Below are 18,871 nucleotides of genomic sequence, written 5' to 3' on the forward strand. Positions count from 1 at the left end.
CACGAAAACTCTAGAACTGTAGGTTTTCGCTTTGTTGTCCACTCCCGACCCGCGAAGGCCCACTATGCATCACTCCGACGACGAGCATCTCGCAGCCCTGGGCTACGAATCCGAGTTCCGCCGCGACATGAGTCCCTGGGCGAACTTCTCGCTCGGCTTCACCTATCTCTCCCCCGTCGTCGGCATCTACACCGTCTTCGCCCTCTCGATCGCCCTCGCCGGGCCGCCGATGATCTGGTCTCTGGTGCTCGTGGGCATCGGCCAGTTCCTGGTCGCCCTGGTGTTCAGCGAGATCGTCGCGCAGTTCCCGGTCGCGGGCGGCGTCTATCCCTGGGCCCGCCGGCTGTGGGGCAAGAAGTACGCGTGGATGACCGGCTGGGTCTACATGATCGCGCTGTTCACCACGATCGCCTCGGTCACCTACACCGCCGGCTTCTACGTCGCACCGGTGCTCGGCATCGAGGCCACCACCAACACCGTGGTGCTGTGCGGCATCGCGACCATCGTGCTCGCCACGATGATCAACTTCCTCGGCACGCGGGTCCTGGCGATCTGCGCGATCATCGGCTTCAGCGCCGAGCTGCTCGGGGCCTTGGCGGTCGGCTTCTGGCTGATCTTCACCCACCGGTACCACGGCATCGGCGTCATCTTCCACAGCTACGGCGCCGGCCACGGCCACTACGTCTCGGCCTTCCTCGCCGCCAGCCTGATCGGCATCTTCCAGTACTACGGCTTCGAGGCCTGCGGCGATGTGGCCGAGGAGGTGCCCAACCCGGGCAAGCTGATCCCCAAGGCCATGCGCCGCACGATCTACATCGGCGGTGCCGCCGCGATCTTCGTCTGCCTCGCGCTCACCATGTCGGTGGCCGACATCCCCGCGGTGATCAGCGGCAAGGACGCCGACCCGATCAACACCGTCCTCACCGACGCGTTCGGCGCGGTAGGGGCGCGGATCGTGCTGTGCGTCGTGCTGATCTCGTTCCTGTCCTGCGCGATGTCGCTGCAGGCCGCAGCCAGCCGGCTGACCTACGCCTACGGCCGCGACGACATGATCGTCGGCTCGAAGCTGTTCCGTAGGTTCGACGCCAAGCGCGCGGTCCCGCCGTACTCGCTGATCCTGGCCGCCGTGGTCCCGACCCTCATCATCCTGCTCTCCGAGGTCAGCGCCGACGCCGTCACCAAGATCGTCAGCTTCGCCGGCTTCGGCATCTACCTGGGCTTCCAGATGGTCGTCTTCGCCGCGCTCCGCGCGCGGATCAAGGGCTGGAAGCCGTCCGGCGCCTACCAGCTGGGGAAGTGGGGTCTGCCGGTGAACGCGGCCGCCCTGGTGTACGGCGTCGGCGCGATGATCAACATGGCGTGGCCGCGCACCCCCGATGCCAGCTGGTACGACAACTACCTCGTGCTGCTCAGCGCGGTCGTGGTGGTCGTCCTCGGTCTGGTCTACATGGCACTGCACCGCAGCTATGGCCGCAGCGACGCGCCGTACGACGACGCCATCCCGAAGGCCGCCCACCGCGACCCGGCCGGTGTGTCGGCCGGGGAGTCGGCAGGGGACTCGGCCGGTGACGCGCTCGGCGACCCGGTGGGGGAGTCGGTCTGAGCGCTCGGGCGCGCGAGGGATTTCCCGCCGGGCGCGACGTGCGGGACGATCTGGTCTCGTGGCTGAACGCGTGCACTTCCGCAGCTCCACCGGTCCCATGCTGACCGGCCTCATCGATCTCCCGCAGGGCGACGTCCGCGGCTGGGGAGTGTTCGCCCATGGCTTCACGCTGGGCAAGGACTCCCCGGCCGCCGCCCGGATCTGCCGGCAGCTCGCCAGCGAGGGCATCGGGATGCTCCGCTTCGACAACCTGGGCCTGGGCGACTCCGAGGGCGACTGGGGTGACGGCTCGTTCACGGTGAAGGTGGCCGACACCGTGCGGGCCCTCATGTTCATGGCCGAGCGCGGCACGCCGGCCCGCCTGGTCGTCGGGCACTCGTGGGGTGGCTGCGCCGTGCTCGCCGCGGCCGGCGAGGTCTCGAGCGTGGCCGCGGTGGCGACCGTCGGGGCGCCGTCTGACCCGAGTCACGCCGAGCACCAGTACGACGCGGTGATCGACCGCGTGCTCGCCGATGGCGAGGCCCAGTGGCTGGCGGGTGGGTCCAAGGCGCTCACCCTCAAGCGGGCCTTCGTCGAGGACGTCCGTCGCGCTCAGCTGCACGACGTGATTCCGAAGCTGCACCGCCCGCTGCTCGTGATGCACTCGCCGACCGATGTGACGGTGGGCATCGACAACGCCAGCGAGATCTTCAACCTGGCCCGCCACCCGCGCAGCTTCGTGTCGCTGGAGGGCTCGGACCACCTGCTCACCGCACCGGGACAGGCGCAGCGCGCCGCCCGGATCGTCAGCGCCTGGGCCGACCCCTACCTCGACTGATCACGGCCGGAGGTCGAGCTCGTCGAGACCCGCGGGAGGTCGAGCGTGTCGAGACCGGATCTCGACAGGCTCGATCCCCGCGCGACCGACGGCCGGAGGTCGACAGGCTCGATCCCTGAACGCTTACCGCGGGGCCGGCGGCCGGATCAGCGGGGCTGCTGCATGCCGTGCCGCACGACGAGCGCGGTGGCGCCCGTACCGGCGAGAAGATCGAGGACGCGCGCGGCCGCTCCGGGGTCCGACGCCGAGGCGAGCACGCCGCCGGTGAAGGTCGAGGTGATCGCGGCGCCGCCGGGCAGCGGCCCGAGCACCGTGACGCCGGCCATGCCGAGCAGCTCGCTGCGCTGCTGGAACGCCAGATCCGCGTCGCCGGAGACGAGCATCGTGCCGACCGGGACGCCGGCGGGCGCCTGGGCGAGCTTCGGCTCGACCGACTCGGCCAGGCCCCAGGATCGGATCAGCGCGACCAGGGCGGTGCCGCTCGGGCCGGTGGAGTAGCCGATCCGCGACGCACCGAGCAGCAGGGCGCGCAGGTCCTCCTCGGTCGCGAGGGCCGGGCCGCCCGCAGCGCCTGGAGACGCGGGGACCGCCGCAACGACCTGGGAGACGAGGAGCGGGCGCAGCGAGCCCGCGACGACGTACCCCTCCTCCGCGAGCGCCGCCATCGCGTCGTCGGCGAGGACCAGCACGTCCGCGGCCTCGCCCGCGCGCACCCGTCCGGCGACCGCGACACCCCCGCCCGCCTCGAAGGCGATCTCGATCCCGGCGGGGGAGAGGACCTGCTCGACCATGTCGGCGAGCAGCAGTCGGGTGGCCATCGAGGAGAGTCCGAGGAGCGTCACGGCTGAGAGACTAGCCACCGTGAGCACCTCCCCCGGCGAACGGCCGACAGCGGCCGGCAAGCTCCTGGCGGTGCTGTCGGCCTTCGACCGCGAGCGTCAGGAGCTCACCCTCTCCGAGATCGCGGCGAGCGCCGGACTCGCGTTGAGCACGGCCCACCGGCTGGTCGCCGAGCTCGCCCGGTGGGGTGCGCTGGAGCGCGGCGAGGATGGCCGGTGGCACGTCGGGCTGCGGCTGTGGGAGATCGCCTCGGGTGCTCCGCGCACCCAGATCCTGCGGGACGTCGCCCTGCCGTTCATGCAGGACCTCTACGAGGGCACCCACGAGAACATCCAGCTCGCGGTGCGCGAGGGCACCGAGCTGGTCTTCGTCGAGCGGATCGCCGGCCACCGCTCGGTCGACCTCGTCACGATGGTCGGCTCACGCTTCCCGCTGACCGCCACGGCGATGGGCCGGGTGCTGCTCGCGCACGCGTCGGCCGAGATCCAGGAGGCGGTGCTGGAGGCTCCGCTGCACGCCTGGACCCAGCACAGCGTGACCGACCCGAAGGTGCTGCGCGAGCAGCTCGCCGGGATCCGCCGCGAGCAGGTCATGGTGAGCGATCGCCAGCTCTCCGAGAAGACGGTCGCCGTCGCCGCACCGGTCCGCATCGGGCGTACGGGCCCGGTCACCGCCGCGCTCGGCATCGTGGTCGCCGCCCGGGGCGCGGGCCGTACCCGGACGCTGCACGAGCCGCTGCTCAACGCGGTCTTCGGGATCTCCGAGGAGCTCGGCCGGCGAGCCCATGCCCGCGAGGACGAGTCCGTGACCAAAGCGTGACTTCCGCCAGGCGGAAGTGCCGCTGACGAGGCGGAGGTCACAGTGCGAGCGTGAGGGCTCCTTCGTCCGGGTCACCCACAGGAGCCTCCGCCGCATGATCATCGACTGCCACGGCCACTTCACCACGGCGCCTGCCGCCCTCGGGGTGTGGCGCGAGCGGCAGGTCGCCGCCGTCGGTGACGCGGCGGCAGCGCCGAGCCCCGACGAGCTGCGGATCACCGACGACGACCTGCGCGAGGCGATCGAGGGCAACCAGCTCCGGCTGATGGACGAGCGCGGCAGCGACCTGACGATCTTCTCCCCGCGAGCCAGCTTCATGGCCCACCACATCGGCGACCTCGAGGTCTCCTCGACCTGGGCTCGGATCTGCAACGACCTGGTCCACCGGGTCTCGGCCCTCTATCCCGACCGGTTCGCGCCGGGCGCGATGCTGCCGCAGTCCCCGGGCGTCGATCCCGCCACCTGCCTGCCCGAGCTGCGTCGGAGCGTCGAGGAGCTCGGCGCCGTCACGATCAACCTCAACCCCGACCCGTCGGGCGGACGGTGGAGCGCGCCGCCGCTCACCGACCGCAGCTGGTACCCGATCTACGAGGCGATGGTCGAATACGACCTCCCGGCGATGATCCACGTCTCGACCTCGTGCAACCCCGCCTTCCACACCACCGGGGCGCACTACCTCAACGCCGACACCACCGCGTTCATGCAGCTGGTCCAGGGCGGCGATGTCCTGTTCGCGGACTTCCCGACACTCCGGTTCGTGATCCCGCACGGTGGCGGCGCGGTGCCGTACCACTGGGGCCGCTTCCGTGGGCTCGCGATGGCGCTCGGGAAGCCCGAGCCCGAGGAGCTGCTGCGCAACGTCTCCTTCGACACCTGCGTCTACCACCAGCCCGGGATCGACCTGCTCACCCGCGTCATCCCCAGCGAAGCGATCCTCTTTGCCAGCGAGATGATCGGCGCCGTGCGCGACGTCGACCCGCGGACGGGGCACCACTTCGACGACACGTTGCGGTACGTCGACGCCACCCCGAACCTGTCCCCGGCCCAGCGCGAGGCGGTCTACGCCGGCAACGCGCTGCGCGTCTACCCGCGCCTCGCCGCGCGGCTGGAAGCCCGTACGAGCAAGGAGAGCTGACCTGTGGAGCACACCGAGCTGGGCGTCGTGCACACCGCGATCACCCGCGCCGACCCGGCCGCCGTGGCGGCGCTCTCGGGCTTCGGCGTCGCGACCGTCCACGAGGCGCTGGGCCGGGTCGGTCTGATGCGCCCGTACGTCCGGCCCGCCTGGACGGGCGCGCGGCTGTGCGGCACCGCCGTCACCGTCCTGCTCCAGCCGGGCGACAACTGGATGCTCCACGTCGCGGCCGAGCAGGTCCGGGAGGGCGACGTCGTCGTCGCCGCCTGCACGACGCAGAGCGAGGACGGCTTCTTCGGCGACCTGCTCGCCACCTCGTTCCGCGCCCGGGGCGCCCGCGGCCTGGTCATCGACGGCGGCGTGCGCGACGTCGCGGACCTGGAGCGGATGGGCTTCCCGGTCTTCGCCCGCGCGATCAGCGCCAAGGGCACCGTCAAGGCCACCCTCGGCTCGGTCAACGTCCCTGTCGTGTGCGCCAACGCGCTGGTCCGTCCCGGCGACGTCGTGGTCGCGGACGTCGACGGCGTCGTCGTCGTACCCCGCGAACGGGCGGCCGAGGTCGCCGAGGCGGCGGCGCGACGGGAGGCCAACGAGGGCGCCAAGCGCGACCGCTTCGAGGCCGGCGAGCTCGGGCTCGACCTCTACGACATGCGCGGCTCGCTGGCCGAGCTCGGCCTGCGGTACGTGGACTGACCCCGTGACCGCCTACGAGAAGACCCCCGGCTGGCTGGACTGGTGCGCCGACCCGAGCCTGCCGCGCCTCGTGCTGCCGGCGGGCGCGGTCGACGCCCACTGCCACGTCTTCGGCCCCGGGGCGGTGTTCCCCTTCGCGCCGGAGCGGAGGTACACCCCGTGCGACGCCTCCAAGGAGCAGCTCTTCGCCCTGCGGGACCACCTCGGCCTCGACCGCAACGTCATCGTGCAGGCCACCTGCCACGGCACGGACAACAGCGCCATGCTCGACGCCCTGCTGGCCTCGGGCGGCCGCGCTCGCGGCGTCGCCGCGGTCGGCGCCGACGTCACCGACGAGACGCTGCGCGAGCTGCACGAGGCCGGGGTGCGGGGCGTTCGCTTCAGCTTCGTCCGGCGCCTGGTCGACGTCGCGCCGGTCGAGGAGCTGCGCGCGATCGCGGAGCGGATCGCGCCGCTGGGCTGGCACGTCGTCCTCTACTTCGAGGCCGCCGACCTGCCCCGGCTGCGGGACTTCTTCCTCACCCTCCCCGTGCCGCTGGTGATCGACCACCTGGGCAGGCCCGACGTGGCCGAGGGCGCCGACGGCCCCGCGTTCGCGGCGTTCCTCGAGCTCCTGCGCGCCCGCGACGACATCTGGTGCAAGGTGTCGTGCCCGGAGCGGCTCTCGGTCTCCGGCCCGCCGGCGCTCGACGGCGAGCAGCATGCGTACGCCGACGTGGTGCCGTTCGCGCGCCGCGTGGTCGAGGAGTTCGGCGACCGGGTGCTGTGGGGCACCGACTGGCCGCACCCCAACCTCACGGGCCACATGCCCGACGACGGGCTCCTCGTCGACTTCGTCGCGCGGATCGCGCCGACCGCGCAGGCGCAACAGCGCCTCTTGGTCGACAACCCGCGGCGGCTCTACTGGCCCGAGGAGAGCCTCCCGACCACGCCCGCGATCCGGGCCGACGACCGGGGACAGCGCGAGTCCGTGATGCAGCGATAACTGTTCGACAACATCGTCACGAAGATTGTTGACAATCGTCTGTGACGGCGACCACACTGATGGCGCCCGCCTGGGCGACCCGACTTAGAGGAGTCTCCGATGTACCGGTCCCTGCGCCGCCCGCTGGCCACCTTCGCCGCGCTCGCGCTGCCGCTCGCGCTCGCCACCGCCTGTGGCAGCAGCGATGACAACTCCACCGACAACGCCGGCTCGGGCGGCGGCAAGACCACGATCACCGTCGGCGTCATCCCGATCGTCGACGTCGCCCCGATCTACCTGGGCATCAAGCAGGGCTTCTTCTCCGACGAGGGCCTGGACGTCAAGCTCGCGACCGCTCAGGGCGGCGCCGCGATCACCCCGGCCGTGGTGGCCGGGCAGTACCAGTTCGGCTTCAGCAACCTGACCTCGCTGCTGCTCGGATCCTCCACCGGTCTCGACCTCAAGGTCGTGGCGGCGGGCAACGCCACCACCGGGGATGTGGCCAAGGACTTCGGCGGCGTCGTGGTCCCGGCCGGCAGCCCGATCAAGTCCCCGAAGGACCTGGCCGGCAAGAAGATCGCGGTCAACACGCTCAATAACATCAACACGACCACGATCAACGAGATGGTCCGCAAGGACGGCGGCGACCCGTCGGGCATCCAGTACGTCGAGCTCGGCTTCCCCGACATCGAGCCGGCCGTCGAGAAGGGCGACGTCGACGCCGGCCAGCTCGTCGAGCCCTTCCTGACCCAGGCCGTCGCGGCCGGCGACACCAACCTCGGCTCCAACTACGCCGCCACCGACCCGAGCCTCGAGATCGGCGCCTACTTCACCTCCGGCGACTACGCCTCGAAGAACCCCGACGTGGTCAAGGAGTTCACCGACGCGATGAACAAGTCGCTGGAGTACGCCGCTGCGCACGAGGACGAGACCCGCGACATCCTCACCACGTACACCGACATCGACGCGGCCACCCTCGCCAAGATCACGCTGCCGAAGTTCCCCACCACGATCGATCGCGACGCGGTGCAGAAGCTCTCGGACCTGGCCGTCCAGGACGGCCTGTACAAGACCGCTCCCGACCTGGACAAGCTGCTTCCGTGACCGTTCGCCTCAACGCCACGGCCCGTGACGCCCTCCTGGGCGTCGCGGGTCTCGCGGCCGCCGCGTTGGTGTGGGAGATCCTCCCCGCGACCGGGGTGGTCAACAAGCGCTACCTCCCGCCGTTCCACCAGGTGATGCGCGCCTTCGGGGAGCTGCTCGGGCGCAGCGCCTTCTGGACCGCCCTCGCCGACACCGCCCGCGGCTGGGCCCTGGGCCTGGCGATCGCGATGGTCGCGGGGCTCGTGGCGGGCATCATCCTCGGCTCGGTCCCGGTGCTGCGCACCCTGACCGCCTCGACCATCGAGTTCCTGCGCCCGATCCCGTCGGTCGCGCTGATCCCGCTGGTCGTGCTGCTCTACGGCAGCAAGATCCAGTCCGGCCTGATCCTGGTCGTCTACGCCGCCTTCTGGCAGGTGCTGGTCCAGGTGATGTACGGCGTCGCCGACGTCGACCCGGTCGTGCGCGACACCGCGCGCTCCTACCGCTTCTCGCGACGGGCGGTGCTGCGCACCGTGGTGTGGCCGACGGCGCTGCCGTACGTGATGACCGGCTTCCGCCTCGCCGCCGCGGTCGCGCTCATCCTCGAGATCACCGCCGAGCTGCTCGTCGGCGTCCCCGGCCTGGGCAGCCTCATCACCCGTGCGCAGCAGTCCGGCGCCCACGCCGGCATGTACGCGCTGATCATCGTGGTCGGCCTGCTCGGTGTGGTGGTCAACCTCGGCGCCCGGCGACTCGAGCGTCACCTGCTGCGCTGGCACCCCTCGATCCGTAAGGACATCGCCTGATGCGCGCCGTCTTCTACCTCAAGCAGGTCGTGCTCGCGATCGCCCTGCCGGTCGTGCTGCTCGCCATCTGGTGGGTCGCCTCCGACGGCTCCACCAGCTTCTACTGGCCGTCGCTGCGCCACATCCTGCAGGCGTTCCCCGACGCCTGGCCGCGCTCGTCGTGGTGGCACGACGTCCTCCCCTCTATCCTGCGGCTGCTGATCGGGTATGCCCTCGCGCTCCTCTTCGGTGTCGTGATCGGCATCGCGCTCGGCCTGGTGCCGTGGCTGCGGGCGCTGTGCGAGCCGCTGCTGGAGTTCTTCCGCGCCATCCCGCCGCCGGTGCTGGTGCCGGTCGTGGCCCTCTTCACCGGGTACACCGGCTGGGCCCCGAAGATCATCACCATCGCGCTCGGCTCGGTCTGGCCGATCCTGCTCAACACCGTCGAGGGCGTCCGCGGCCTCGATGAGGTCCAGCTCGACACGGCCCGCTCGTACCGCGTGCGGACGCACACCCGGTTGCTGCGCATCGTGCTCCCCGGCGCGAGCCCGCAGATCGCCGCCGGTGCCCGCCAGGCGCTCTCGGTCGGCGTGATCCTGATGGTCATCAGCGAGCTCTTCGGGGCCAGCTCCGGCCTCGGCTCGCGCTTCGTGAACTTCCAGCGGGCGTTCGCCATCCCGCAGATGTGGACCGGCATCATCCTGCTCGGCCTCATCGGCGTCGCCCTGTCCATCGCCTTCCAGATCGTGGAGCACTACGCACTGGCGTGGTACCGCGGCCTGCGGCAGGCCGACCGAGGAGCCTGACATGGCCGACTACCTGACTCAGACCCCCACCCAGCACAGCGACAGCAGCGCAGGAGAAGCCGTGACCGACGTCTTGGAGGTCAAGGGCCTCAAGAAGATCTACGCCAGCCGCGATCGACAGGTCGAGGCGGTCCGTAACCTCACCTTCACGGTCGGTCGGGGGCAGCTGGTCTGCATCGTCGGCCCGTCCGGTGCCGGCAAGACGACCCTGCTGCGCTGCATCTCCGGCCTCCTCGACACCACCGCGGGCGAGGTGGTCCTCGACGGGTCGATCGTGAAGGGCCCGCCTGCGGGCATGGCCGTCGTCTTCCAGGAGTACGGTCGCTCGCTCTTCCCGTGGATGACCGTCCGGCAGAACGTCGAGCTCCCGCTCAAGGAGAAGGGCCTCGGCAAGGTAGAGCGTCGGCAGAAGGTCGACGCCGCGCTGGAGGCGGTCGGGCTGTCCGACATGGACGATGCGCACCCCTGGCAGCTCTCCGGCGGCATGCAGCAGCGGGTGGCGATCGCCCGCGCGGTCGCCTACGAGCCGTCGGTCCTGCTGATGGACGAGCCGTTCGCGGCCGTCGACGCCCAGACCCGTGCGGACCTGGAGGACCTGGTCCGCGAGCTGTGGCGCCGTCTCGGCGTCACCGTCCTCTTCGTCACCCACGACATCGAGGAGGCCGTCTACCTGGGGCAGCGCGTCCTGGTGCTGAGCAACCGGCCGACGGTGATCCTCGAGGACGTCCACATCGACCTGCCGGACGAGCGCGATCAGCTCAACACCCGCTCCTCGGCCCGCTTCGGCGAGCTGCGGGCGCACGTCTACGAGCTCATCCAGAGTGCGAAGGCGGGCAAGCGCCCCGAGGGCGAGGAGGCCTGAGAGCGGGTCCGGTGTCAGGCGAGGTGCGTGTCGTGCGACTCCCGCAGCGCGTCCATGACGCTGCCCAGGTGAGCCTGGACGGCCGCCTCCGCCGCGTCGGGGTCGCGGCGGCAGACCGCGTCGATGATGGCGAGGTGCTGCGGCAGCGAGACCTGGGGGCGTCCGGGCCGGTAGGCGAGCCGGAACTGGTGCCGGACGTTGCGCGCGCGCAGCCGGCCGAGCAGCTCGGCCGCCACCGGCTGGTCGGCCAGCGCGATCACGCGCTCGTGCAGCCGCTGGTTCAGCGCCGAGTAGGTCGACACGTCGCCGCTCTCGACCGCGGCGACCATCTCCTCGCCCAGGCCGCGCAGCTCCGCGACCTCCTCGTCGCCGACCTGCTCGGCGGCCCGGCGACCGCACAGCCCCTCGATCGCCATCCGGACCTCGGTGATCTGCAGCGCCTCCTCGACGCTGACCACCCGCACCCGGGCGCCACGGTTGGCGATCCGCTCGACCAGGCCCTCGTGGGTCAGGTCGAACAGCGCGCCACGCACCGCACCGCGGGCGGCACCGTACGTCTCCGACAGCTCCGCCTCGACGAGGCGCTGGCCGGGGACGAGGTCGCCGGCCAGGATCGAGCGCCGTACGGCGGCGACGACGTCGGCCTGGGTGACCACGGGGACGGTGCGCATGCCGGAAATGTTAACAGAATTGTTGACATTCAGCCGGTGGGAACAAGACCAGTTGACAACGCAAGGAGTACCAGATGAACACCGCCCCGTTGCACGACATCGCCCACCTGGGTCACGTCGAGCTGCTCACCCCCGACCTCGCGGGCAGCACCTGGTTCTTCACCCAGATCCTCGGCCTCACCGAGTGCGGCCGCGACGGCGACTCGGTCCTGCTGCGCACCTTCGACGACTACGAGCAGACCAGCCTGATCCTGACGCCGCACGAGACGACCGGCGTGCGCCGGACGGCGCTGCGCGCGGCCAGCCCGGAGGCCCTGCAGCGCCGCGTCGAGGCGATCGAGGCTGCCGGTGGACACGGCGAATGGGTCGACGGGCGGGCCGGGACCGGACGCACCTACCTCACCCGCGACCCGGACGGCCACGAGTTCGCGCTCTACTACGAGACACGGTGGTACCAGGCGCCGGAGGCGCTGCGCCCCGGGCTGAAGAACCAGCCACAGGCCAAGCCGATCCAGGGCGTCGGCGTCCGCCGCCTCGACCACGTCAACTTCCTCGGCTCGGACGTCGAGGCCAACTCCGACTGGATCCAGCACCGGCTCGGCGGGCGTCCGACCGAGCAGATCAGGCTCGACACCGGCCGGGTCGCCGCGCGCTGGCTGACCTTCAACAACAAGTCGTACGACGTGGTCTACACCGAGGACTGGACCGGATCCAGCGGTCGCCTGCACCACATCGCGTTCGCCACCGACAGCCGCGAGGACATCCTGCGCGCGGCGGACCTGTGCCTCGACAACGGCGTGAAGATCGAGACCGGCCCGCACAAGCACGCGATCCAGCAGACGTTCTTCCTCTACGTCTACGAGCCCGGCGGCAACCGCATCGAGCTCTGCAACCCGCTCACCCGCCTGGTGCTGGCGCCGGACTGGCCGCTGATCACCTGGACCGAGGAGGAGCGCAAGAAGGGCCAGGCCTGGGGCCTGAAGACGATCGAGACCTTCCACACCGTGGGCATGCCGCCGGTCGACTGACGCCGGTCGACTGACGCCGGTCGACTGACGCGGTCGACTGATCACGCCAGGCTGCGCGCGATGCCCTGCGCCGCCACCTGGAGCGCGGCGACCAGCCGTGGGCGGGTCCGGCGCAGGTCGGGGACGACGAAGCCGACCGCCGCGACGACGGTCCCCTCGAGCGTGACCGGCACCGCGACCGAGCAGGCGCCGGCGCTCATCTCCTCGACGGTGGTGGCGTAGCCGTCGGCGCGGACGCGATCCAGCTCGCGTGCCAGCCGTGTCGGCGAGGTCACCGTGTACGAGGTGAACCTCCTCAACGGGGCGTCGAGGACGGCCTGTCGGACCTCGTCCGGGGCGTGGGCCAGCAGCACCTTCCCCACCCCGACCGCGTGCAGCGGCAGACGGCTGCCGATCGTGCTGAGGATCGGCACCGAGCGATGACCGGCGAGCCGCTCGACGTACAGCGCCTCACGGCCGTCGCGCACGGCCAGGTTGACGGTCTCCAGGGTCGCGCCGTACAGGTCGTGCAGGAACGGGGAGGCCGCCTCGCGCAGCCCGGTCTGGACGGGGGCGAGCATCCCGAGGTCCCACAGTCGGCGGCCGATGACGTACGAGCCGGACGGCAGCCGCCGCAGGGCGCCCCAGGCGGTCAGCTCGGCGAGCAGCCGGTGCGTGGTCGACAGCGGCAGCGACGCCCGCTCCGCGACCTGGCTCAGGGTGAGCTCGCGGTGTCGCGCGTCGAACGCCCCGAGCGCCGCCAGCGCGCGGGAGGTGACCGAGGGCCCGGACATGCGCGTCCTTCCGATGAGTGGAAGTCCAGCCTGCCATGGCGCGGTGGCCGGGTCCTACTGTCGGCGGGTGACCAGCACCCAACAGGAGATCTCCGCCGAGATCGCCGACATCGCCGCGCAGGCGAGCCCGGGGCAGGGCCCGCAGCCGCGGGTCGACTACCCGCCGTACCGCTCGAGCGTCCTGCGCCACCCCACCAAGGACCCGCGCCACGCCGATCCGGAGACGATCGAGCGGGTCGCCCCGTGCTTCGGGCAGCGCGACGTCCACCCGCTCGAGGCGGACCTGACGATCGGTGCCCACGCCGGCACCAACTCCCAGGTCTTCGGCGAGCCGCTCGGCGAGCGGATCACCGTCACCGGCCGCATCGTCGACGGCGACGGACGCCCGGTCGCGGGCCAGCTCGTCGAGATCTGGCAGGCCAACGCCGCCGGTCGCTACGTCCACAAGAACGAGCAGCACCCGGCGCCCCTCGACCCGAACTTCACCGGCGTGGGCCGCTGCCTGACCGGCCCGAACGGCGAGTACTGGTTCCGGACCATCAAGCCCGGTCCGTACCCGTGGGGCAACCACCGCAACGCCTGGCGGCCCGCGCACATCCACTTCTCGCTGTTCGGAAGCCAGTTCACCGAGCGGCTCATCACCCAGATGTACTTCCCGGGCGACCCGCTGTTCGCGCTCGACCCCATCTACCAGGCGATCACCGACCAGCGGGCGCGCGAGGCGCTCCTGGCGACGTACGACCACGACCTGACCGTGCCCGACCACAGCATGGGCTACCGCTGGGACATCGTCCTGTCCGGAAGCGGCCGCACCTGGATGGAGCCCGAGGAGGCCCACGCATGAGCACCGCACGCGTCACCACCCCGGTCATTACTCCGGGCCAGACGATCGGTCCCTTCTACGGCCAGGCGCTGCCGTACGCCGGCGACAACGAGCTCGTGCCCGCCGGCTCGGTGGGCGCCATCCGGCTGCACGGCGACGTCCTCGACGGCGCCGGCGCACCGATCCCCGACGCCCTGATCGAGATCTGGCAGGCCGATCCCGACGGTCGGGTCCCGCGGGCCGCCGGCTCGATCGGCCGCGACGGCTGGACGTTCACCGGCTTCGGGCGCTGCTCGACGGACGCGACCGGACACTACTCGTTCTCCACGCTGCTGCCCGGCGCGACCGAGGACGGCCGTGCCCCCTTCTTCGCCGTCGCCGTCTTCGCCCGCGGCCTGCTGGACCGGCTGCTCACCCGGATCTACCTGCCCGACCACCCGGCGAACGGCGCGGACCCGCTGCTGTCCTCGCTCTCGCAGGAGGAGCGTGGCACGCTGATCGCCGTGGCCGACACCCAGGGACTCCGGTTCGACATCCACCTGCAGGGCGAGCGCGAGACCGTCTTCCTCACCCATGGCTGACCTGCTGTGGCCGGGTGACGCGCGGGCCGGCGACCTCGGCACCGACGAGGCGTTCCTCGCCGCGATGGTCCGGGTCGAGCAGGCCTGGCTCGACGGCCTCGCCGCCGCCGGGCTGGCCGCCGGCACCGTCCGGCTCGTGGTGCCGCCGATCGCGGAGATCGCCGCCGGTACGGAGTCCGGCGGCAACCCGGTGATCCCGCTGGTCGCGGCGTTGCGCGCCCAGAGCCCCGACGTACATCGCGGCCTGACCTCGCAGGACGTCGTCGACACCGCGCTCGTGCTGTGCCTGCGCGACGCCGTCGACCGGGTCCTCGCCGACACCGAGCAGGCCGCGCGCGCCCTGGCGCGACTGGCCCGCGATCACCGCGGCTCGGTGATGGCCGGCCGCACCCTGACCCAGTACGCGGTCCCGATCACCTTCGGGCTCAAGTCCGCCCAGTGGCTCGCCGGGCTCTCGGAGGCCGCCGCCGGTCTGCGCCGGGTCCGAGAGGAGCTGCCGGTCCAGATCGGGGGAGCCGCGGGCACGCTCGCGGCCGTGGTCGAGCTGGCGCGCGAGCAGGACGACCCGATCGGGACGGCCGCGTCCCTCGTACGCACTGTCGCACGGGACCTCGACCTCCAGGGCGGGACGCCCTGGCACACCCGGGGCCGCAACCCGCTCGCCGCGACCGCCGACGCGCTGGTCGCGCTCTCCGACGCCTGGGGACACATGGCGGGGGACATCGCGCTGCTCTCGCGCCCCGAGATCGCCGAGCTGCGCGAGGGCGCCGGCGGCGGCTCCTCGACGATGCCGGGCAAGGCCAATCCGGTGCTGTCGATCCTGCTGCGCCGGCACGCCCTGGCCGCCCCGGGGCTGGCCGCGACGCTGCACACCGCCGCCGCCTCCTACGTCGACGAGCGTCCCGACGGCGGCTGGCACGCGGAGTGGGAGACCGTCGCGACGCTCGCCCGGCGCAGCGTCGTCGCCGCCGCGCAGGCGGTGGACCTGCTCGCGGGTCTGGTCGTCGACGTCGACCGGATGGCCGCTCGCGCCGGCGCGGCCGAGGGCACCCTGCGCGCCGAGCAGCGCAGCATGTCCGGCGGCGGCACCGAGGGCGCGTACCTGGGCCTCAACGACCCCTACATCGACGACATCCTCGAGCGCGCCGCTCGGGTCTGGAGTGACCTCTGATGGAGCTTTCCCTCGTCCACCTCGCCGGCGAGGAGGGGCGTCCGCTCCTGGTCGTCGGTCCCTCGCTCGGCACCTCGGTGACCGCCCTGTGGGGACAGGCCGCCGCGCTGCTGGGCGAGCGACACCACGTCGTCGGCTGGGAGCTTCCCGGCCACGGCCACGGTGCCCCGACGACGGAGCCGTTCACCATCGCCGACCTCGCCGCCGGCGTGGTCGGCGCGGTGGAGCGGACCCTCGGAGGCGCTGTCTTCGGCTACGCGGGTGACTCGGTCGGCGGCGCGGTCGGGCTGCAGCTGGCCCTCGACGCGCCGGAGCGGCTGAGCGGTGTCGCGGTGCTCTGCACCGGTGCCCGGATCGGCACCCCCGAGTCCTGGGCGGAGCGCGCCGCCACCGTGCGCGCCTCCGGAACGCCCGCGGTGGTCGAGGCGTCGGCGAAGCGCTGGTTCGGCGCCGGCTTCCTCGAGCGCAGCCCCGAGATCGGCACGGCGCTGCTGCAGTCGCTGCAGCACGCGGACGCGGAGAGCTATGCCCTGGTCTGCGAGGCGCTGGGCGGCTTCGACCTCATCGACCGGCTCGGCGGGATCGACCTGCCGGTGCTCGCCGTCGGCGGCGCCGAGGACCAGCCCACGCCCGCCGCCACGCTGCGGGAGCACGCGGCCCGGATCCGCGGGGCCCGCTTCGTCGAGCTCGACGCGGTGGCACACCTCGCGCCGGCCGAGGCGCCGCGGACGGTGGCCAGCCTCATCGAGGCCCATCTCGCGCACGACCGGGTGCCGGCCGGGATGACCGTACGCCGGCAGGTACTCGGCGACGCCCACGTCGACCGGGCGATCGCGGGCACGACCGGGATCACCCGTGACTTCCAGGACTTCATCAGCCGCTATGCCTGGGGCGAGATCTGGACCCGGCCGGGGCTGGCCCGACGGGACCGGTCCATCGCCGTGCTGACCGCGTTGGTCGCCGGACGCCACTTCGACGAGCTCGAGTTCCACCTCCGCGCCGCCCTGCGCAACGGGCTGAGTCGCGAGGAGATCATCGAGGTGCTGCTGCAGTCGGCGGTCTACGTCGGCGTGCCGGCGGCGAACAGCGCCTTCGCCGTCGCCAAGCAGGTGCTCGGCGAGGGGTAGGTGCGGATGCCGCAACTGTCACGGTGACAGTTCCAAACTGTCACCGTGACACTTCGCGGCATCGGTGACAGTTGCGTTCTGTCACTTCTGCCCGTAAGTGTCTCGGTGACACTTTGCGCGACGCCCTACCCGCTCACCAGGGCGCGGATGATCTCCACCGTCCGCTGGAGATGGGGCTCCGAGCGGTCCGTCCGGTACGCCACGGCGAGGTCGACGCCGGCGGTCGGCTGCACGAGCGGCCGGAACGCCACGCCCTCCAGGGCGAGCGCCATCACCGGCTCCGGCACGATCGCGGCACCGAGCCCGCCGGCGACCAGGGTGAGCAGGGTCGAGGTCTCGCCGACCTCGTGCCGGATGCGGGGCTCGACCCCGGCGTCGTGCAGCAGCCGCAGCACGACCCCGTACATCACCGCGCGTCGCTCGGCCGAGTGCACGATCAGGTCGACGCCGGCGAGGTCGCGCGCCGCCACCTGCTTGCGTGCGGAGAGCGCGTGGTCCCCGGGCAGCGCCACCATCAGCCGGTCACGACGCAGCGTCTCGACCGTGAGGGACGGGTCTGTCACCGGCGGTCGCAGCAGCGCCACGTCGATCGCTCCGTCGTGCAGCGCCGTCACCTGGTCGGGCGCGAGCATCTCGCCGCGGAAGGAGAAGTCGACGCCCGGCAGCTCGGCGGCCAGTCGCCGGGAGAGCGCCGGCAGCACGCTGTACGTCGCCGTGCCGACGCAGCCGACGGTGAGGTGGCCCACCGATCCGGCCGCGACCCGGCGGGCCAGGTCGGCCGACTGCTCGACGTCGCCGAGGATGCCGCGCACCCGCTCGAGGTAGACCCGGCCGGCCTCGGTCAGGTCGACGCGGCGGGTGGTGCGCGTCAGCAGGGTGACCCCGAGCTCGGCCTCGAGCTGTCGGATCGCCTGGGACAGCGGCGGCTGGGCCATGTGCAGGCGCTCGGCCGCACGCCCGAAGTGGCGCTCCTCGGCGACGGCGACGAAGTAGCGCAGCTGCCGCAGATCCATACGTCCAGCATACTAATCGAGCGGGATATTGATACTTCAGCCTATGGGAGACAGCGCCTAGGGTCGAGACATGACTGCTTTCGTCTACGCCGCGTCGCGTACGCCCTTCGGCAGGTTCGGCGGTGCGCTCGCCGAGACCCGTACCGACGACCTGGCAGCGGCCGCGATCACCGGCCTGCTCGCGCGGGTGCCGGGCCTGGAGGCCGCCGCGATCGACGAGGTCGTCTGGGGCAACGCCAACGGCGCTGGCGAGGACAACCGCAACGTCGGGAGGATGGCGGGCCTGCTCGCCGGCCTGCCGACGAGCATCCCGGCGACGACGGTCAACCGGCTGTGCGGATCGGGCCTGGACGCGGCGATGATCGGCTCGCGCCAGATCGAGACCGGCGACGCGGACGTCGTCCTGGCCGGGGGCGTCGAGTCGATGACGCGTGCCCCCTGGGTGCTGCCGAAGCCCTCGCGCGCCTTCCCGGCCGGCGACGTCACGGCGGTCTCGACCACGCTCGGCTGGCGATTGGTCAACCCGGCGATGCCGCCGGAGTGGACCGTCTCCCTGGGCGAGTGCAATGAGCAGCTGCAGGAGCGGTTCGGCGTGAGCCGGGAGCGGCAGGACGCGTTCGCCGCGCGCTCGCACCACCTCGCCGCACGGGCGTGGGAGGACGGCTTCTTCGACCAGCTCGTGACGCCGGTTCCCGGCGCCGACCTGAGCCGCGACGAGGGCATCCGCCCCGACACGACGACGGAGCGGCTCGCCGGGCTCAAGGCGTCCTTCCGCAAGGACGGCACCATCACCGCGGGCAACGCCTCGCCGCTCTCGGACGGCGCCTCCGCCGTGCTGCTGGGCAGCGAGGACGCCGCCGAGGTCATCGGCGCAGACCCGATCGCCCGGGTCGCGGGTCGCGGCGCGTTCGCGCTCGACCCGCAGGCGTTCGGCTACGCGCCGGTCGAGGCCGCGAATCGCGCGCTGGCGCGGGCCGGGATCACCTGGGACCAGGTCGGCGCTGTCGAGCTCAACGAGGCCTTCGCGGTCCAGTCGCTGGTCTGCGTCGATGCCTGGCTCGCGCTGGGTCTGGAGGACAGCGAGCTGGTCAACCAGAAGGGAGGGGCGATCGCCCTCGGTCATCCTCTCGGGGCCTCGGGCGGACGCATCCTCGGCACGCTCGCCGCCGTCCTGCGCGAGCGCAGGCAGCGCTATGGCGTGGCGGCCATCTGCATCGGCGTCGGCCAGGGCCTCGCCGTCGTGCTGGAGAACCTCGACGCGATCGGAGCGGCCTGAG

Annotated in this window: 20 protein-coding genes; 16 read left to right on the top strand and 4 right to left on the bottom strand. The window is 72.0% G+C overall.

What is annotated here, in order from left to right; genetic code table 11:
• Positions 1 to 64 precede the first annotated feature (64 nt).
• Both ACZ5L9_RS08300 and ACZ5L9_RS08305 read left to right on the top strand, forming a co-directional pair.
• Positions 65 to 1,603 carry an APC family permease gene (locus ACZ5L9_RS08300; protein ID WP_464536050.1) on the top strand — a complete coding sequence of 513 codons (1,539 nt, stop codon included), beginning with the start codon at positions 65 to 67 and terminating at the stop codon, positions 1,601 to 1,603.
• Between the two features lie 58 nt (positions 1,604 to 1,661).
• On the top strand, positions 1,662 to 2,420 hold the full coding sequence (locus tag ACZ5L9_RS08305) for an alpha/beta hydrolase family protein (RefSeq protein WP_464536052.1): 759 nt from the start codon (positions 1,662 to 1,664) through the stop codon (positions 2,418 to 2,420).
• Positions 2,421 to 2,566: 146 nt separating this feature from the next.
• Here the strand turns inward: ACZ5L9_RS08305 and ACZ5L9_RS08310 are convergent, their stop codons facing one another.
• Positions 2,567 to 3,262: a substrate-binding domain-containing protein gene (locus ACZ5L9_RS08310; protein WP_464536054.1), complete on the bottom strand. Its 696-nt coding sequence runs from the start codon at positions 3,260 to 3,262 to the stop codon at positions 2,567 to 2,569.
• 19 nt (positions 3,263 to 3,281) lie between these two features.
• On the opposite strand from ACZ5L9_RS08310, the gene ACZ5L9_RS08315 reads away from it, so the two are divergent.
• The 8 genes from ACZ5L9_RS08315 to ACZ5L9_RS08350 all read left to right on the top strand — a co-directional run bounded on the left by ACZ5L9_RS08315 (position 3,282) and on the right by ACZ5L9_RS08350 (position 10,407).
• Positions 3,282 to 4,079, top strand: a complete 798-nt coding sequence (locus ACZ5L9_RS08315) for an IclR family transcriptional regulator (RefSeq protein ID WP_464536056.1) — start codon at positions 3,282 to 3,284, stop codon at positions 4,077 to 4,079.
• A 94-nt stretch (positions 4,080 to 4,173) separates the two neighbouring features.
• On the top strand, positions 4,174 to 5,214 hold the full coding sequence (locus ACZ5L9_RS08320) for an amidohydrolase family protein (protein ID WP_464536058.1): 1,041 nt from the start codon (positions 4,174 to 4,176) through the stop codon (positions 5,212 to 5,214).
• Positions 5,215 to 5,217: 3 nt separating this feature from the next.
• Complete coding sequence (ligK, locus tag ACZ5L9_RS08325; RefSeq protein WP_464536060.1) at positions 5,218 to 5,907, top strand: 4-carboxy-4-hydroxy-2-oxoadipate aldolase/oxaloacetate decarboxylase; 690 nt, start codon at positions 5,218 to 5,220, stop codon at positions 5,905 to 5,907.
• A 4-nt stretch (positions 5,908 to 5,911) separates the two neighbouring features.
• Complete coding sequence (locus ACZ5L9_RS08330; RefSeq protein WP_464536062.1) at positions 5,912 to 6,892, top strand: amidohydrolase family protein; 981 nt, start codon at positions 5,912 to 5,914, stop codon at positions 6,890 to 6,892.
• Between the two features lie 99 nt (positions 6,893 to 6,991).
• The gene (locus ACZ5L9_RS08335) at positions 6,992 to 7,975 is read left to right on the top strand and encodes an ABC transporter substrate-binding protein (protein WP_464536064.1); all 984 of its coding nucleotides are present in this window, start codon (positions 6,992 to 6,994) and stop codon (positions 7,973 to 7,975) included.
• Entirely contained in the window at positions 7,972 to 8,760 is a 789-nt protein-coding gene (locus ACZ5L9_RS08340) for an ABC transporter permease (RefSeq protein WP_464536066.1), read from the top strand. The genes ACZ5L9_RS08335 and ACZ5L9_RS08340 overlap by 4 nt, the downstream gene beginning before the upstream one ends.
• A complete protein-coding gene (locus tag ACZ5L9_RS08345) occupies positions 8,760 to 9,545 on the top strand; it encodes an ABC transporter permease (RefSeq protein ID WP_464536068.1) in 786 nt (261 codons plus the stop codon). Before ACZ5L9_RS08340 ends, ACZ5L9_RS08345 begins: the two co-directional genes overlap by 1 nt.
• A 1-nt stretch (position 9,546) precedes the next feature.
• Positions 9,547 to 10,407 carry an ABC transporter ATP-binding protein gene (locus tag ACZ5L9_RS08350; protein ID WP_464536070.1) on the top strand — a complete coding sequence of 287 codons (861 nt, stop codon included), beginning with the start codon at positions 9,547 to 9,549 and terminating at the stop codon, positions 10,405 to 10,407.
• Positions 10,408 to 10,421: 14 nt separating this feature from the next.
• Here ACZ5L9_RS08350 and ACZ5L9_RS08355 read toward each other — a convergent pair whose 3' ends face one another.
• Positions 10,422 to 11,078, bottom strand: a complete 657-nt coding sequence (locus ACZ5L9_RS08355; RefSeq protein WP_464536072.1) for a GntR family transcriptional regulator — start codon at positions 11,076 to 11,078, stop codon at positions 10,422 to 10,424.
• A 74-nt stretch (positions 11,079 to 11,152) separates the two neighbouring features.
• On the opposite strand from ACZ5L9_RS08355, the gene ACZ5L9_RS08360 reads away from it, so the two are divergent.
• Positions 11,153 to 12,106, top strand: a complete 954-nt coding sequence (locus ACZ5L9_RS08360) for a VOC family protein (protein ID WP_464536074.1) — start codon at positions 11,153 to 11,155, stop codon at positions 12,104 to 12,106.
• A gap of 41 nt (positions 12,107 to 12,147) precedes the next feature.
• Here the strand turns inward: ACZ5L9_RS08360 and ACZ5L9_RS08365 are convergent, their stop codons facing one another.
• Positions 12,148 to 12,879: an IclR family transcriptional regulator gene (locus ACZ5L9_RS08365; RefSeq protein WP_464536076.1), complete on the bottom strand. Its 732-nt coding sequence runs from the start codon at positions 12,877 to 12,879 to the stop codon at positions 12,148 to 12,150.
• Between the two features lie 67 nt (positions 12,880 to 12,946).
• On the opposite strand from ACZ5L9_RS08365, the gene pcaH reads away from it, so the two are divergent.
• The 4 genes from pcaH to pcaDC are packed head-to-tail and all read left to right on the top strand — an operon-like array spanning position 12,947 to position 16,581.
• Positions 12,947 to 13,723 carry a protocatechuate 3,4-dioxygenase subunit beta gene (gene pcaH, locus ACZ5L9_RS08370; protein ID WP_464536078.1) on the top strand — a complete coding sequence of 259 codons (777 nt, stop codon included), beginning with the start codon at positions 12,947 to 12,949 and terminating at the stop codon, positions 13,721 to 13,723.
• Positions 13,720 to 14,283, top strand: a complete 564-nt coding sequence (pcaG, locus tag ACZ5L9_RS08375; RefSeq protein WP_464536080.1) for a protocatechuate 3,4-dioxygenase subunit alpha — start codon at positions 13,720 to 13,722, stop codon at positions 14,281 to 14,283. Before pcaH ends, pcaG begins: the two co-directional genes overlap by 4 nt.
• Positions 14,276 to 15,454, top strand: coding sequence for a lyase family protein (locus tag ACZ5L9_RS08380; RefSeq protein WP_464536082.1), 1,179 nt, complete (start codon positions 14,276 to 14,278; stop codon positions 15,452 to 15,454). Before pcaG ends, ACZ5L9_RS08380 begins: the two co-directional genes overlap by 8 nt.
• A complete protein-coding gene (gene pcaDC, locus ACZ5L9_RS08385; protein ID WP_464536084.1) occupies positions 15,454 to 16,581 on the top strand; it encodes a bifunctional 3-oxoadipate enol-lactonase/4-carboxymuconolactone decarboxylase PcaDC in 1,128 nt (375 codons plus the stop codon). Before ACZ5L9_RS08380 ends, pcaDC begins: the two co-directional genes overlap by 1 nt.
• A gap of 125 nt (positions 16,582 to 16,706) precedes the next feature.
• Here pcaDC and ACZ5L9_RS08390 read toward each other — a convergent pair whose 3' ends face one another.
• Complete coding sequence (locus ACZ5L9_RS08390; RefSeq protein ID WP_464536086.1) at positions 16,707 to 17,594, bottom strand: LysR substrate-binding domain-containing protein; 888 nt, start codon at positions 17,592 to 17,594, stop codon at positions 16,707 to 16,709.
• Between the two features lie 70 nt (positions 17,595 to 17,664).
• Here ACZ5L9_RS08390 and ACZ5L9_RS08395 point away from each other — a divergent pair, with 70 nt between their 5' ends.
• Positions 17,665 to 18,870 carry a thiolase family protein gene (locus ACZ5L9_RS08395; RefSeq protein ID WP_464536088.1) on the top strand — a complete coding sequence of 402 codons (1,206 nt, stop codon included), beginning with the start codon at positions 17,665 to 17,667 and terminating at the stop codon, positions 18,868 to 18,870.
• The last annotated feature ends 1 nt before the right edge of the window (position 18,871 follow it).

The organism is Nocardioides sp. JCM 18998, assembly GCF_055391535.1.

Bases quoted from the DNA above. Each gene is read 5' to 3' on its own strand.
- ACZ5L9_RS08300 (WP_464536050.1), top strand. From the start codon at position 65: ATGCATCACTCCGACGACGAGCATCTCGCAGCCCTGGGCTACGAATCC.
- ACZ5L9_RS08320 (WP_464536058.1), top strand. From the start codon at position 4,174: ATGATCATCGACTGCCACGGCCACTTCACCACGGCGCCTGCCGCCCTC.
- ACZ5L9_RS08335 (WP_464536064.1), top strand. From the start codon at position 6,992: ATGTACCGGTCCCTGCGCCGCCCGCTGGCCACCTTCGCCGCGCTCGCG.
- ACZ5L9_RS08345 (WP_464536068.1), top strand. From the start codon at position 8,760: ATGCGCGCCGTCTTCTACCTCAAGCAGGTCGTGCTCGCGATCGCCCTG.
- ACZ5L9_RS08350 (WP_464536070.1), top strand. From the start codon at position 9,547: ATGGCCGACTACCTGACTCAGACCCCCACCCAGCACAGCGACAGCAGC.
- ACZ5L9_RS08355 (WP_464536072.1), bottom strand. From the start codon at position 11,078: ATGCGCACCGTCCCCGTGGTCACCCAGGCCGACGTCGTCGCCGCCGTA.
- ACZ5L9_RS08360 (WP_464536074.1), top strand. From the start codon at position 11,153: ATGAACACCGCCCCGTTGCACGACATCGCCCACCTGGGTCACGTCGAG.
- ACZ5L9_RS08365 (WP_464536076.1), bottom strand. From the start codon at position 12,879: ATGTCCGGGCCCTCGGTCACCTCCCGCGCGCTGGCGGCGCTCGGGGCG.
- pcaG (WP_464536080.1), top strand. From the start codon at position 13,720: ATGAGCACCGCACGCGTCACCACCCCGGTCATTACTCCGGGCCAGACG.
- ACZ5L9_RS08380 (WP_464536082.1), top strand. From the start codon at position 14,276: ATGGCTGACCTGCTGTGGCCGGGTGACGCGCGGGCCGGCGACCTCGGC.
- pcaDC (WP_464536084.1), top strand. From the start codon at position 15,454: ATGGAGCTTTCCCTCGTCCACCTCGCCGGCGAGGAGGGGCGTCCGCTC.
- ACZ5L9_RS08390 (WP_464536086.1), bottom strand. From the start codon at position 17,594: ATGGATCTGCGGCAGCTGCGCTACTTCGTCGCCGTCGCCGAGGAGCGC.
- ACZ5L9_RS08395 (WP_464536088.1), top strand. From the start codon at position 17,665: ATGACTGCTTTCGTCTACGCCGCGTCGCGTACGCCCTTCGGCAGGTTC.